Origin of the sequence: Bacillus sp. AK25 (genome assembly GCF_048270685.1) — a bacterium.
Lineage (GTDB): Bacteria > Bacillota > Bacilli > Bacillales > Bacillaceae > Bacillus > Bacillus altitudinis.
The window spans coordinates 2,976,228-2,991,103 of record NZ_JBLUWC010000001.1 but is presented as its reverse complement, the minus strand read 5'-3'; the positions used below and the strand labels follow the sequence as shown (position 1 = coordinate 2,991,103).

Annotated in this window: 12 protein-coding genes and 1 other RNA gene; 12 read left to right on the top strand and 1 reads right to left on the bottom strand. The window is 40.4% G+C overall.

Annotated features, from left to right (window positions below; all coding sequences use genetic code 11):
- Positions 1-122 precede the first annotated feature (122 nt).
- The 5 genes from ACNO7B_RS15585 (at position 123) to ACNO7B_RS15565 (ending at position 7,087) form a co-directional block, all read left to right on the top strand.
- On the top strand, positions 123-869 hold the full coding sequence (locus ACNO7B_RS15585; RefSeq protein WP_008347663.1) for an alpha/beta hydrolase: 747 nt from the start codon (positions 123-125) through the stop codon (positions 867-869).
- A gap of 19 nt (positions 870-888) precedes the next feature.
- The gene (rnr, locus tag ACNO7B_RS15580) at positions 889-3,228 is read left to right on the top strand and encodes a ribonuclease R (RefSeq protein WP_017359227.1); all 2,340 of its coding nucleotides are present in this window, start codon (positions 889-891) and stop codon (positions 3,226-3,228) included.
- A gap of 139 nt (positions 3,229-3,367) precedes the next feature.
- Positions 3,368-3,838, top strand: a complete 471-nt coding sequence (gene smpB / locus ACNO7B_RS15575; RefSeq protein ID WP_008347658.1) for an SsrA-binding protein SmpB — start codon at positions 3,368-3,370, stop codon at positions 3,836-3,838.
- 181 nt (positions 3,839-4,019) lie between these two features.
- Positions 4,020-4,383: a transfer-messenger RNA gene (gene ssrA / locus ACNO7B_RS15570) on the top strand.
- A 430-nt stretch (positions 4,384-4,813) separates the two neighbouring features.
- On the top strand, positions 4,814-7,087 hold the full coding sequence (locus ACNO7B_RS15565) for a CDP-glycerol glycerophosphotransferase family protein (RefSeq protein WP_417901685.1): 2,274 nt from the start codon (positions 4,814-4,816) through the stop codon (positions 7,085-7,087).
- A gap of 47 nt (positions 7,088-7,134) precedes the next feature.
- Here the strand turns inward: ACNO7B_RS15565 and ACNO7B_RS15560 are convergent, their stop codons facing one another.
- Positions 7,135-7,383, bottom strand: a complete 249-nt coding sequence (locus ACNO7B_RS15560) for a hypothetical protein (protein ID WP_417901684.1) — start codon at positions 7,381-7,383, stop codon at positions 7,135-7,137.
- A gap of 232 nt (positions 7,384-7,615) precedes the next feature.
- Here ACNO7B_RS15560 and ACNO7B_RS15555 point away from each other — a divergent pair, with 232 nt between their 5' ends.
- The 7 genes from ACNO7B_RS15555 to ACNO7B_RS15525 all read left to right on the top strand — a co-directional run bounded on the left by ACNO7B_RS15555 (position 7,616) and on the right by ACNO7B_RS15525 (position 14,864).
- Positions 7,616-9,214, top strand: coding sequence for a histidine kinase N-terminal 7TM domain-containing protein (locus ACNO7B_RS15555; protein ID WP_417901683.1), 1,599 nt, complete (start codon positions 7,616-7,618; stop codon positions 9,212-9,214).
- 254 nt (positions 9,215-9,468) lie between these two features.
- Positions 9,469-9,924: a DUF6376 family protein gene (locus ACNO7B_RS15550; protein ID WP_410552041.1), complete on the top strand. Its 456-nt coding sequence runs from the start codon at positions 9,469-9,471 to the stop codon at positions 9,922-9,924.
- Positions 9,925-10,021: 97 nt separating this feature from the next.
- Entirely contained in the window at positions 10,022-10,327 is a 306-nt protein-coding gene (locus ACNO7B_RS15545) for a metal-sensing transcriptional repressor (RefSeq protein WP_008358331.1), read from the top strand.
- Positions 10,328-10,409: 82 nt separating this feature from the next.
- On the top strand, positions 10,410-10,616 hold the full coding sequence (gene copZ / locus ACNO7B_RS15540; protein WP_017368060.1) for a copper chaperone CopZ: 207 nt from the start codon (positions 10,410-10,412) through the stop codon (positions 10,614-10,616).
- An 84-nt stretch (positions 10,617-10,700) separates the two neighbouring features.
- Positions 10,701-13,136 carry a heavy metal translocating P-type ATPase gene (locus ACNO7B_RS15535; RefSeq protein WP_417901682.1) on the top strand — a complete coding sequence of 812 codons (2,436 nt, stop codon included), beginning with the start codon at positions 10,701-10,703 and terminating at the stop codon, positions 13,134-13,136.
- A complete protein-coding gene (locus ACNO7B_RS15530) occupies positions 13,133-13,330 on the top strand; it encodes a hypothetical protein (protein ID WP_144739553.1) in 198 nt (65 codons plus the stop codon). Before ACNO7B_RS15535 ends, ACNO7B_RS15530 begins: the two co-directional genes overlap by 4 nt.
- A 256-nt stretch (positions 13,331-13,586) precedes the next feature.
- Complete coding sequence (locus ACNO7B_RS15525; RefSeq protein ID WP_007500222.1) at positions 13,587-14,864, top strand: cation:dicarboxylate symporter family transporter; 1,278 nt, start codon at positions 13,587-13,589, stop codon at positions 14,862-14,864.
- Positions 14,865-14,876: the final 12 nt, after the last annotated feature.

Sequence of the window (14,876 nt, the reverse complement as noted above, 5' to 3'; positions counted from 1 at the left end):
CGCGAGTAACAGAAGGTCTGATCTTTTTTCAGACCTTTTTTTATTATCAGCACTCTTTTGTGTTTGTTTCATACATACAAGTGGAAAATATAAACCATATCAGAAGGAAAGGAAGTCACATCATGAAAGTTGTTACACCAAAACCATTTACGTTTAAAGGTGGAGAAAAGGCGGTGCTTCTTCTTCACGGTTTTACTGGGAATACAGCCGATGTTCGTATGCTTGGGCGTTATTTGAATGAAAGAGGCTATACGTGCCATGCACCTCAATACAAAGGACACGGTGTACCGCCAGAGGAGCTTGTTCATACAGGTCCTACAGATTGGTGGAAAGATGTAGAAGAAGGCTATCAATTTTTAAAAGACGAAGGCTATGAGGAAATTGCGGTCTGCGGACTATCCCTCGGAGGAGTTTTTTCATTAAAATTAGGTTACACTGTACCTGTAAAGGGAATTGTACCTATGTGTGCACCTATGTACATAAAAAGTGAAGAAGTCATGTACCAGGGTGTACTAGATTATGCCCGTAACTATAAAAAATTCGAGGGTAAGTCAGAGGATCAAATTGAGCAAGAGATGGAAGAGTTCAAGAAAACACCAATGGGTACACTCAAGGCTCTTCAAGAACTCATTGCAGATGTCAGAAACAATGTTGACATGATTTATTCACCTACTTTTGTTGTTCAGGCACGTCATGATCATATGATTAATACAGACAGTGCAAACATTATTTATAACGAAGTAGAGACAGATGAAAAACATTTAAAGTGGTATGAAGAATCGGGCCATGTTATCACGCTTGATAAAGAGCGGGAGAAGGTTCATCAGGATGTATATGCATTCTTAGAATCACTCGATTGGTCAATTTAAATATATAGGGGGTTAGAGTGTGCAAAAAGAAGAATTTATGGATGAATTACTTGCGTTTATGCAAGAAGAGGCTTACAAACCATTAACGGTACAAGAATTAGAAGTCATGATGGAAATTACCAATCCAGATGATTATAAAGAGCTCGTCAAAGCACTTGTGATATTAGAGGATCAGGGACTTATCGTCCGTACCCGCAGCGACCGCTATGGTGTACCGGAAAAAATGAACTTGGTAAAAGGGAAGCTGTCTGCGCATGCAAAAGGATTTGCATTTGTGACACCAGAAGAGTTTGGACAGGATGATATTTTCATTCCGCCAAATGAGCTAGGCACAGCAATGAATGGCGACACCGTCATGGTTCGTGTCAGCCACAAATCAAATGGCACCAAAAAAGAAGGAACGGTCATCCGCATTCTGGAGCGTAATACTCAGACGGTTGTCGGTACCTATACAGAAACGAAAAGTTTTGGTTTTGTCATTCCTGATGATAAAAAAATCACAAACGATATCTTCATTCCAAAATCCGCTAAAAACGGAGCGGTTGAAGGTCATAAAGTCGTTGTCACGCTGACAAGCTATCCAGAAGGAAGAATGAGCGCAGAGGGTGAAGTGACGGAAATTCTCGGTCACAAAAATGACCCTGGCATCGATATTTTGTCGATTATTCATAAACACGGTCTACCAGGTGAGTTTCCGGAAGAAGCGCTTCAGCAGGCAGTAGACACACCTGAAACGATCGATGAAAAGGACCTTGAAGGTAGACGTGATCTGCGCAATGAAACGATCGTGACGATTGATGGTGCAGATGCAAAGGACTTGGATGATGCCGTAACCGTGCAAAAGCTCGATGATGGCAAATATAAGCTCGGCGTGCACATTGCAGACGTTTCTCATTATGTTACAGAGAATTCGCCGATTGATCAGGAAGCCTATGAGCGCGGAACGAGTGTGTATCTTGTCGACCGTGTCATTCCGATGATTCCTCATCGCCTGTCAAATGGCATTTGCTCATTGAATCCGAAGGTTGATCGTCTCACACTATCTTGTGAAATGATCATTGATCGAAGTGGGAAAGTCGTCAAACACGAAATTTTCCAAAGTGTGATCAAAACGACGGAAAGAATGACCTATTCCGATGTGAATAAGATTTTAGTTGATCAAGATGAAGAGCTTTTAGACAAATACGAGCCGTTAGTACCAATGTTCCAAGAGATGGAGAAGCTTGCAGAAATTCTGCGTGACAAGCGAATGGAGCGTGGAGCAGTCGACTTTGACTTCAAGGAAGCAAAGGTGCTTGTAGATGATGAAGGCGCAGCAAAAGACGTAGTCATTCGTGAGCGTTCTGTTGCCGAAAAACTAATTGAAGAATTCATGCTGGTGGCAAACGAAACAGTTGCCGAGCATTTCCACTGGATGAATGTTCCGTTCATTTACCGAATTCACGAAGAACCAAATCCTGAGAAGCTTCAGCGCTTTTTAGAGTTCGTGACGACGTTTGGTTACATTGTGAAAGGGACGTCAACGAACATTCACCCGCGCGCACTTCAAAGTGTCCTCGATGCTGTCAGAGATCAACCAGAAGAAGTCGTCATTCAAACTGTGATGCTTCGCTCGATGAAACAGGCGAAGTATGATCCAGAAAGCATTGGCCATTTTGGATTATCAACGGAATTCTATACACACTTCACATCGCCGATCCGCCGTTACCCGGATTTAATCGTGCATAGGCTGATCAGAACCTATTTAATAGAGAAAAAGACAGACGAAGCGACCCTTGAAAAGTGGGGCCAACTGCTGCCAGAAATCGCAGATCATGCATCTACAATGGAGCGCCGCTCTGTTGATGCTGAGCGCGAAACAGATGACCTGAAAAAGGCAGAGTTTATGCTTGATAAAATCGGTGAAGAGTTTGATGGTATGATTAGTTCCGTCACGAATTTCGGACTATTCGTTGAACTGCCGAATACGATAGAAGGTCTTGTCCATGTGAGCTACATGACAGACGATTACTATCGTTTTGATGAACAGCACTTTGCCATGATCGGTGAACGTACAGGGAATGTCTACCGTATCGGTGACGAAATTACTGTCAAAGTGGTGAGTGTGAATAAAGATGAGCATTCCATTGATTTTGAAATCGTTGGGATGAAAGGCACTCGCCGTAAATCACCAAAAGACTTCAAGTTCAAAAAACGGACAGATCCGCCAGCCAAAAAAGGACGCGGAGGTCAAAAGGCCTCTGGGGAAAAAGGCAAAGAGGATAAAGGCGGCGACTGGTTTACAGGTCGTAAAAAGAAGAAAAAGAAAAAACGCGTATTTGATAACGCACCGAAACAAAAGCGCAAAAAGAAAAAGTAACGTGACAAAAAGCAAATAGGGCATCATGCTCTATTTGCTTTTTGACAACGTGGCAGCATCATTGTCGAAAGCTGGATTGTTTGATAAAATAATCCGTACGATTTGGACCGTGTCTGTGCCAAAAGGAGGGTGTACGCCAATGCCAAAGGGAGAGGGAAAGGTTGTTTCCCAAAACAAAAAAGCCAACCATGATTATTTTATAGAAGAAACATACGAAGCCGGCCTTGTATTACAAGGAACTGAAATCAAATCCATTCGAGCAGGAAAAGTGAATTTAAAAGATTCCTTTGCCAAAATCGAACGAGGAGAAGTGTTTCTTCACAATATGCACGTGAGCCCATACGAGCAGGGGAACCGTTATAACCATGATCCGCTCAGAACGAGAAAGCTGCTGCTCCACCGCAAACAAATCAGTAAATTGATTGGTGCGACAAAGGAAGAGGGCTACTCACTTGTTCCCATTAAACTCTATTTGAAAAATGGCTTTGCCAAAGTGCTAATTGGAGTCGGTAAAGGGAAGAAGAAATATGATAAACGTGAAGATCTGAAGAAAAAAGATGCGAAACGTGAAATCGAGCGTGCTTTCCGTGACCGGCAAAAGCAATTCTAGACGCATGCAGATGGCTTGCTGAGAGCGGAAGCATTATGCTACAATATGTTATGCAGTAAACAATCATCGTCGTCTTTTTACAGAAACCACCAGTTGTTTCGAGCGATGAGATTGTTATAATAGTCATATACGGAAGCAGTTAAGCGAAAGAACGTTTCCATCCCGTATATCCCTTTTACAAGGGGACGTTACGGATTCGACAGGGATGGTTCGAGCTTAGGCTGCGAGCCGAGAGGCGATCTCGTTAACACGCACCTAAATGTAACTGGCAAAACTAAAAGTTTTAACCAAAACTTAGCACTAGCTGCCTAATAAGCGCAGCGAGCTCTTCCTGACATCGCCTATGTGTCTGTGAGGAGCCCAATGAAGTAGGCTACGCTTACGTTTTCGTCTGAGGACGTAAGAAGAGATCCATCAGACTAGCTCTCCAAGCGCCCGTCAGCAGGCATGAGGATGAGTGAACACGTAAATATGTTGACTACGCTCGTAGACGCTTAAGTAATCGATGTCTCTGGACGTGGGTTCGACTCCCACCGTCTCCATCAAAACTTTTAGAATGCAGTCGTATCAAGGGTTTGAAAGCCCTTGGTGCGGGTCTGGCATCTTTAAAAAATGAATGGTTATATGAAATGACGCTATCACAGCGTCATTTTTCTTTGCTATTAGAAACTTAAACAAGCTGAAACTTAAACAAAACTGGATGTTATCATACAGACAAAATACGTTCTTATTATTTTTATTTCAAGTCTGCTAGAACAGTGGTTTTTTTATGTTAAGTATGATAAATTGTTGTATCATAGAAGTATAGATGAAAACATTTTGGATAAACGAATTTCTAGTGAGTCGTCTTTTTAGACGAATCTTTTTTTTGAATAAAAACACGTTTTTGTTATAATATTTATTGTTTTTTAAATCATATTAAGTGATGAAAAGATCAAACATTGTTGTTTATATAAAATTTGGAAGAGGGATCTTATGTTATTTACTATTGTTATTCCTTATAAGGATACCAATAAAAAGTATACTGATAACTGCATGAAAAGTTTAGATGATCAAATTTTTAAAGATTTCGAAGTACTTTTGGTCCATCAAGATAGTCAACACCTAGAAGAAATTTTAGCGCCTTATACTTTTAATTATAGAACAATCAATATGGGACCTCATACAAATGCAGGCATTAGTAGAAATAAAGGCATAGAAGAAGCTCAAGGAGAGTACATCTTATTTTTAGATGCTGATGATTTCTTACATCCAAATGCGCTGATATATGCGAAGCAGATCATTGATCAAGAACAATTGAATGTGTTTAAGCTGAAAGTGAAAAAGACAATTGTAGACAGAAACACAACATTAAAGGAAAAGAAGCAGGCTTTGTATCAGCATGATACGTTGGATAACTTAAGTCATGTTTTGAAAAAATTAAATGTTGATGCAAATGAAAACGAAGTCATGCAGATGCTTTTTGAGGAGAATGTTGTATCAGCTCATTATCATGAAATTGCAAAAGAAAAATTCTTTAAGAAGATTTCTTATCAATTAAAATCACATGGGTTCGTTGTTCAAAAGAAATATTTGTTGAACAATCAAATACAGTTTGATGAAGGCGCACCATTGTATAGTGATATTCCGTTCTTAATGAAAATTTATCAAGATGCATTCTCTATTTTGGAAACATCAATTTGTCTATACTATAAGCTGATCCATAACGATCCTATCAATTTCCCTTCACTTTCCCAGGAAGAACAGGATCATCGATTTGAAGAAATGTTCCGAACATTAAGCAAATCAATCGAACAATGTGACGATTTGGCTTTAGTGAAACAAGTGAAGCTTGAAGCGATCAGCCAATATTTATATAAGGTTGTAAAAAGCCCAGTGTTTAAAGAGGGCATTCAACGTTTAACGCCTATTTATCAGTCCTGTCAAACCATTTTGAATACAGAGTCAAATCCAATCAAACTAAAGAGAAGACATTTAAAAGAAATTGATGCAATTAAGGTTGGGAATTATCATAAGGCATATCGTCTGAGTAAAAAGAGAGTTCTCTATTATAATCTGTATCAGGGCATAAAGCCGAAAAAGAAGAGAGCAAGACAAAGAATCGTTCAACAGTTGTTCTTCTCAAGATTACCTATTAAACCTAACACCATTGTCTATGAAAGCTTTTTAGGTAGAAACTATTCGGATAGCCCAAAGGCTATATTTAAATATCTTCTTGAGCATGAGCCAAATCAATGGAAGCATGTTTGGATTCTGAATGATAAAGAAATGGTGGCAAATGAAGAAGAATTTCAGCACAAGAACGTTAAAGTAATTAAGCGATTTAGCTGGAGCTATTTTTACTATGTCACAGTGGCAAAATATTTTGTTTTAAACATGAGACAGCCCAAGTCGCTTTATAAAAAAGATGAACAAATTATCTTATCTACATGGCATGGTACACCACTTAAGAAATTAGTATTTGATATGGATAATGTAGTATCTGCAAATCCCGATTATAAAAAAGAATTTTATTTACAATCTCGAAAATGGGATTACCTAATTGCAGCAAACTCATATTCTGAAAAAATCTTCGAAAGTGCATTTATGTATCCGAAAGAAAAAATATTAACATATGGCTATCCAAGAAATGATATTCTGAAAAACTTCACAGAAGCAGATAAAGTAAAGATTAAATCGAAGCTTGGTATACCTGCTGATAAAAAAGTCATTTTATATGCTCCAACATGGAGAGATGACGAATTTCATAAAGCAGGGCAATACAAATTTAATCTCACTTTAGATTTAAATTTGTTAAAAGAAAAGTTAGGCGAAGAATATGTCATCATTTTACGAATGCATTATTTCATTTCGGATAATATTGATTTAACAGGGTTTGAAGGGTTTGCCTTTGACTATTCTAAATATAATGATATCAATGATTTATATATTTCAAGTGATATCCTTATCACGGATTACTCGTCTGTATTCTTTGATTTTGCAAACCTAAGGCAGCCGATTCTTTTCTTTACGTATGATATTGATAAATACAAAGATGTGCTGAGAGGTTTTTATATTGATGTCGAAAAAGATCTGCCAGGTCCGTTATTGTATACGTCTGAAGAAGTGCTTCATAGCATTCAGAACATTGAAAGCGTAAAAGATGCTTACAAGGAAAAATACGATGTATTCCATGACAGATTCTGTTCGCTTGAAGATGGAAAAGCAAGTGAACGAGTGGTGAAGGAAGTATTTACTCGTAATCATTAAAGTTAAACCTCTACTTGCGAGGGTACAAGTAGAGGTTTTTTCTATTACTAAGTCAAACGTTCCTCTGAAAAGACTGGATCATTCGAACAAACAAAGGACAAACCACAATCACCGCCATCATCATCAAAAGCCCATCCGGCATGATCTCCACAAATGTTGTCTGAATCACATAAACCGCAATCAGCAGCAAATAACTCATTAAAAATAACAGCCCAGATCGTTTCTTCTGAAATGGCTTTTCTAAAAGAATCAGCATAAACAAACCTGCCATGATGATCAAAAAAGTCATCTCCCATCAAGCCTCCTTTTCATTCATCTCCACATTGTACAGATATTTCACTGGCTACAATATGCTTTATCCTTAAATTAAGTAAGAAGTAATGAATAGATGGGGCACCACGACTAGTAAAATGACGAACGCTTTCCAAAAAACCGCCAACCAAATCAAAATCACATCTTCCCATTTGAGACTTCCTCATATATAGTAAGATTAGACTAGTTCTAAATAACTGAAATTGGGGCGTTTACATGGATTCGATTGTTTTACATTTTATTGTGATCATGAGTGTTTCTGGCATTCTGTCCGTAATATTATCAATCATTGCTCATGCAAATCGCCATCGGTATATTGGCTGTCAATTGTTTATGTATATGTCTGGAGCAACTGCGATTTATATTTTTGGACATACATTTGAATTATTGGCGCGCACCCCTCAAGAAATTACATTTTGGGTTAGTTTTCAATACATAGGTCTTCCGTTTATTGCACCGTTCAGCCTGATGATTGTGCTGCAGTTTACTGGTTTCCATCAATATGTAACAAAGCGCCGCGTGCTTCTCTTCTTGCTGATTCCAATTTTAACCACCATTCTGGTATTCACCAACTCTTTTCATTCACTCTTTTACCGAAGCATCACGATGAATACAGTAGACGGGTTTTTATTAGCTGATTTCACCATTGGTTATTGGTATATCATTCATGGGGTCTATACATTTGGCTGTTCTATGCTCGCTATTTTTATGCTGCTTTGGTTTTTACGTGTGAAGAAAGAATATTTGAAACAGGTTCTGATCTTGCTCGTTGGAATACTATTGCCGATCACGACCTCTTTTATCTATTTGTTAGGTGTCACGCCTTTTCACATTGACCCAGTACCAGTGGTGATGTTTTTAACCAACGCACTCTACTTATGGGCGATTATGTCTTTTCATCTCTTTAAGCTCTCTCCCATTGCCATGGAGCGTGTGTTTGAACATATGTCAGAAGGTGTTCTTCTATTGGATCGATACCGAACATTGATTGATTATAACCCTGCGGCTGCATTGATCATTCCTGTGCTCGCTAAAAAGGGAATCGGCTATAAAATCGATGATATATTCTCAGGGATCATCAAAGAACCAGCGTTTATACAGTGGCTGCGTTCCCCGCAGGATCATTCACAGTATGATTTAATGTGGGAAAAAGAGCAGCCCTTCTATTATCATCTCACTGCTTCTTCTCTTTTTAATAGAAGAGGCGAAGTCGAGGGCAGGCAAATTGTGATCAGCGATGTTACGGAGCAGCGACTATTGCAGGAAGAGCTGGAGCGCCGAGCATATATTGATGGTTTGACGAATATCTTCAATCGGTCTTCCTTTATTGAACGAACGCAGATGTTATTGGAAGAGGATGCGCAGGATACTGCGATATTGCTATTTGATATTGATTTCTTTAAACAAATCAATGATACGCACGGACATCATATTGGAGACGCGGCGTTGCGTCATGTTGTGTCCATTTGTCAGCAGCATTTGAATATGGATGATTTATTTGGCCGATATGGTGGAGAAGAGTTCGCCATTTGTCTCCCGCATCATTCATTTGAAGAGGCATGTCATATTGCGGAACAGATGAGACATTCATTTGAAGTGAGTTTCTTTCAGACAGATGAGAAAAAAGTAAGAGTGACAGCAAGCTTTGGCGTCGCCCATACAGCGAATGATCCCTCTATATTAGAAACGCTTCTATTTGAGGCAGATCAAGCCTTGTATATGTCAAAACGCCAAGGACGTAATCGGATTTATGCATCAACTGGTTCGGACTATATGCTGTACCAAAAGCAGGATCTTCCGCCTGCTTCTCATTGACTGATGTCCTTCATTTAGATATGATAAACATAACATTTGAACGGTTTCCTAAAGGGGAGTAGCTTTTACGGTTTGGTCGTCATTACAGAAACATCCGTTGTTTCTCGGCCATTCCGGCATGAACATGTTAGCCAGACCTTTGCCTATCACACATGAGGCAAAGGTCTGGCTTTTTTTAAGGTCTTTTTGCATCTGTGTGGTTGGGAGCTGGACAAATGAGGGGTTTCAACATATAGATGAAAGGATGATGGATCTTGAAACAATATGTGATGGCGTTTCTATTTACCGGTACGTTTTTGTTAAGTGGATGTTCAGGACTGTTAGACCAAGTAAACGATACAACGACATATGTCACAGAGGCAAATGAGTATGTGACGGATATTCAGCAGTTCACAGAGGATTTTCCACAGCTTGCGGAAGAAGCTGTACAAGATGCTGCCAAAAGAGCAGATTTGACGCAGCAACTGGAATTATTGAAAGCAGACATTCAAGAATTTAATGAACTCACAGCCCCATCAATAGCAGAAGACCTGCATGCACAAATCATAGAGAAAAATAAAGTGCTGTCAGAGGAGATTCAAACCTATTTACAGCAATTGAAAATGGACAACTTAGATGCTGCAGCTATTTTAGAGGATCAACAAGGGCTCATGAAGCAGCTTCAGCAATCGGTCAGCCTTTTGCAAGATATTGAACAACTAACAAACTAGGATAAGCAAACGGTGATCACAGCATATCTTTGCCTTTTCAGGTGAAGATATGCTTTAATTGAATGTAACACAAGTATGATAGAAAAAAGGTGATCAGATGACAGAACATGAAGAAAGACATATCGCTTCGCCTAGAGCTGAGAAGGAAAAAGATCAATTAATCAATCGCTTAAAACGAGTGGAAGGTCAAGTGCGAGGGATTCAGCAAATGATTGAAAACGATCGCTACTGCATAGATGTCGTGAATCAAATTTCTGCAGTCAATGCAGCTTTAAAAAAAGTGAGTCTTCAATTAATGGAAAAGCATACACACCACTGCGTAGCGGATGCCATTAAGAGCGGTAATGGGGATGAAGCGATTGAGGAGTTAATGAATGTCTTCACGAAGCTGACAAAATCGTAGCAAAAAGCGGATCATTTATGTTTACAATGATACCCTACTAGGGTATAGTAAAAATATAAATGATTGATGGAGGCGATGAGAAGTGGAACAAGCAACACTACAAGTGCAAGGCATGTCTTGCGGACATTGTGTGAAAGCAGTCGAAGGAAATGTAGGAGAATTAGCAGGTGTTGAATCTGTGAAAGTCCATTTAGATAAGGGTCAGGTGGAGGTTTCCTTTCACCCAGATCAAATCACGTTACACCAGATCTCTGATGTCATTGAAGAACAGGGATATGATGTCGTATAAAATGAGCATACGTGCTGCATAAGACAGCACGTATTTTTTTAAAAATAACAATACCCCCATGGAGTATGTAGAGAGGTGAGATAAATGAAAAAAGAAATTGATTTTCAAATTACGGGAATGACTTGCGCCGCCTGTGCAGGCCGCATTGAAAAGGGCTTGAACAGGTTGGAAGGTGTGGACGACGCCAGTGTGAACTTTGCGCTTGAAACATCCCACATTGTCTATGAAACAGAACAACTCACAGCAGAGGATCTAAAACAAAAAATTCAATCTCTTGGCTATGATGTGGTGGTGGAGCAAGCTGAATTTAATATAGAGGGAATGACATGTGCGGCTTGTGCAAACCGAATTGAGAAAAAAGTCAACCGGATGGATGGTATTGATCAAGGATCAGTGAACTTTGCGCTTGAGTCACTTCAGGTGACGTATCATCCAGGGAAAATATCTCCAAGTGACATAAAAGAGGCTGTGAAATCCATTGGATATTCATTAACCGAACCAGCCGAAGAGCATGCGGATGAAGGGAAAAAAGACCATCGCCAAGTAGCGATTGAGAAACAAACGGCACGCTTTTTGTTCTCGATGATTTTGTCATTGCCTCTTCTTTGGGCAATGGTCAGTCATTTTTCTTTCACATCGTTTATTTGGTTGCCAGAAGCGTTTATGAATCCATGGGTTCAGCTCGCATTAGCAGCGCCCGTCCAGTTCATTGTCGGCTGGCCTTTTTATGTAGGTGCTTATAAAGCGTTGAAAAATAAAAGTGCCAATATGGATGTCCTTGTGGCACTAGGGACATCGGCTGCTTTTTTCTATAGTTTATATGAAAGTATTCAATCAGCGGTTCAAGGCACACATGAAGCGGCCCTCTATTATGAAACGAGTGCTGTGCTCATTACGCTAATTGTGCTCGGAAAGTTAATGGAAGCAAGAGCGAAAGGGAGATCATCAGAAGCGATTCAAAAACTGATGGGCTTACAAGCGAAAGAAGCTGTGATAGAGCGAGATGGGAAAGAAATGACCGTTCCTATTTCTGAAGTGAAAGTGAATGATCTTGTGTTCGTCAAGCCGGGTGAAAAAGTCCCGGTAGACGGAGAAATCATCGAAGGAACAACAGCGATCGACGAATCCATGATTACAGGTGAAAGTCTGCCAGTTGATAAAACCACAGGAGATACAGTCATCGGGGCAACCATCAATAAAAATGGATTTGTGAAAGTGAAAGCAACAAAAGTAGGAAAAGAAACGGCTCTTTCACAAATCATTCGAGTCGTCGAACAAGCGCAAGGCTCAAAAGCACCAATTCAAAGAATGGCAGATCAAATTTCAGGGATATTTGTCCCCATTGTTGTAGGATTGGCTGTGCTCACTTTTCTGATTTGGTATATCTTTGTTGATCCAGGAAATGTGACAGCAGCCCTTGAAACCTTTATAGCGGTCATCGTCATCGCATGTCCTTGTGCTCTTGGCCTTGCTACACCGACCTCTATTATGGCAGGCAGCGGCCGTGCAGCTGAATCAGGGATTCTGTTTAAAGGCGGAGAGCATTTAGAGATAACCCAATCACTAGATACAGTAGTGCTAGATAAAACAGGGACTGTGACAAAAGGGGAGCCGAGTCTTACAGATGTGATTGGATCTGCCAATTGGACAGAAGATAAGCTGCTTCAGTTAGCAGGATCGGCAGAACAGCAGTCAGAGCATCCACTTGCCAGAGCGATTACAGATGGCATGAAGACTCGGGGTCTCCAAGCGGTCGAGGTAGAAGCTTTTCAAGCAGATCCTGGTCATGGAATTGAAGCAAGGGCTGCCGGACATGAGCTTTTGATTGGCACACGGAAACTCCTAAAGAAACATCATATCAGCTGCGAAGAACTAGAAACAGTTGTGACTGAGCTTGAAGAACAAGGGAAAACGGCGATGCTCATTGCCATTGACGGCGAGCCAGCAGGTATTGTCGCCGTTGCTGATACAATCAAATCGTCTTCTTCTCAAGCGGTCGCTCGTCTCAAAGAGCAAGGGATTCACGTTGTGATGATGACAGGAGATAACAAACGCACAGCAGAAGCGATTGCGAGTGAGGCAGGCATAGATCATGTCATCGCTGAAGTTCTTCCAGAGGAAAAAGCGGCTCATATTGCAGCGCTTCAGAAACAAGGAAACAAAGTGGCGATGGTTGGAGACGGCATCAATGATGCCCCTGCCCTTGCAACAGCAAATATCGGGATGGCCGTCGGAACAGGTACAGATGTTGCCATGGAAGCGGCAGATATTACGCTCATGACAGGAGATCTCCATGCCATTGCAGATGCACTTGAATTTAGCAGAAAAACGATGAGAAACATTAAACAGAATCTATTTTGGGCACTTGCTTACAATTGTATTGGTATACCAGTCGCCGCATTTGGGTTCCTGGCACCATGGCTTGCAGGAGCGGCAATGGCCTTTAGTTCTGTATCGGTTGTGCTGAACGCACTAAGATTACAGCGATTGAAACCTGTCAGAGAGGGTGTAGCAAAATGAAGCTGAATGTCAAATGGGTGTGGACGTTGAGTGCTGTGATTTATGTAGCCATTGTACTGATAGGCTATGCGGTTTATGTCGAACTTTCTCCTCTTCAAGAGCCGCCAGCTGATCATATGCAACATGAGACTTCATCAGAAGCGAAGTCCTCGCATTCGGTGTCAGTCCTGCACTTCGGTGCTCGTCCTTCCTAGACTGCAAAGGTTTTCTATCACACTGAAAAGAAGACAAAGGGCTAAAATAAAGTTCATTTTAGCCCTTTGTCAATAATCTGAGACTTCGCCATAAGCGAAGTCTTTTTTTAACAATTTTGTGGAAAAACCCACCTTTTAAAAGATTTTTCATAAAAAATTCACTTCTTTTTGTTCCTTTTTGTCGTTTTTTGTAGGTTCATCGTTAAGATGCGATTAGGCAACAAAGAAAGCGTTATCAAAAAAAGGGGGTCCACGTATGAAAAAGTTAGGGTTAGCTTCTCAAATACTCATCGCACTTGTTTTGGGTGTTGTCGTAGGAGCACTATTTTATCAAAATGAAACCGTTATTAATGTGTTAACGCCGATTGGCGATATATTCATCCACTTAATTAAAATGATCGTTCTTCCAATTGTTATTGCTGCATTGATTGTAGCCGTTGCAGGTGTAGGCGATATGAAAACCATCGGAAGACTCGGTGGGAAAACGATTCTTTACTTCGAAATTGTGACAACGATTGCATTAGCAGTTGGACTGCTTGCAGCAAACGTTTTCCATCCAGGTACAGGAATTGATATGAGTAACATGGAGAAAGGAGATATCTCTAAATATGAAGAGACATCTAAGTCTTCTGCCGAAAAAGCTAGTTTCTCTGAAACGATTGTGCATCTTGTGCCAACAAACGTGTTCCAATCCATTGCAGAAGGTGATCTATTACCAACAATCTTCTTTACAGTGTTATTCGGATTAGGAATTGCAGCAGTTGGAGACAAAGGAAAACCAGTGTTAGGATTCTTTGAGGGGATACTCGAAGCAATGTTCTGGGTGACCAATAAAGTGATGAAGTTTGCACCATTTGGTGTATTCGCGCTCATCAGTGTGACGGTGATCAAATTCGGGGTCGGAGCGCTTCTCCCGCTAGGTAAACTGGTACTTGTCGTTTACGGCACAATGGCATTCTTCGTGATTGTCGTACTTGGCATTATCGCAAAATTAGCTGGAACAAGCGTCTTTACACTATTTAGAGTGTTAAAAGAAGAAATCATTCTTGCATTCTCAACAGCAAGTTCAGAAGCTGTATTGCCTAGATTAATGGACAAAATGGAGAAGTTCGGATGCCCGAAAGCGATCACGTCGTTCGTTATCCCAACAGGCTATACCTTTAACTTAGATGGAAGTGCCATTTATCAATCCATTGCCGCCATATTTGTTGCACAAATGTACGGCATGCCTCTTTCCATCTATGAGCAAATTACGTTACTATTAATCTTAATGCTCACATCAAAAGGAATGGCTGGTGTACCAGGTGCATCGATCGTTGTTGTCATCACAACACTTGGAGCAATGGGACTTCCGCTTGAAGGACTTGCCTTCATCGTTGGGATCGACCGTATCCTTGACATGGTTCGTACAACTGTTAACGTATTTGGTAACTCACTTGCAGCCATTGTCATGTCTAAGTGGGAAAAAGTGTTTGATCAAGAGAAATCGAAGAAGTATATTGAGGAATTAAAACAACAAACAAAAGCAGCGTAAAAGGAGATCTTT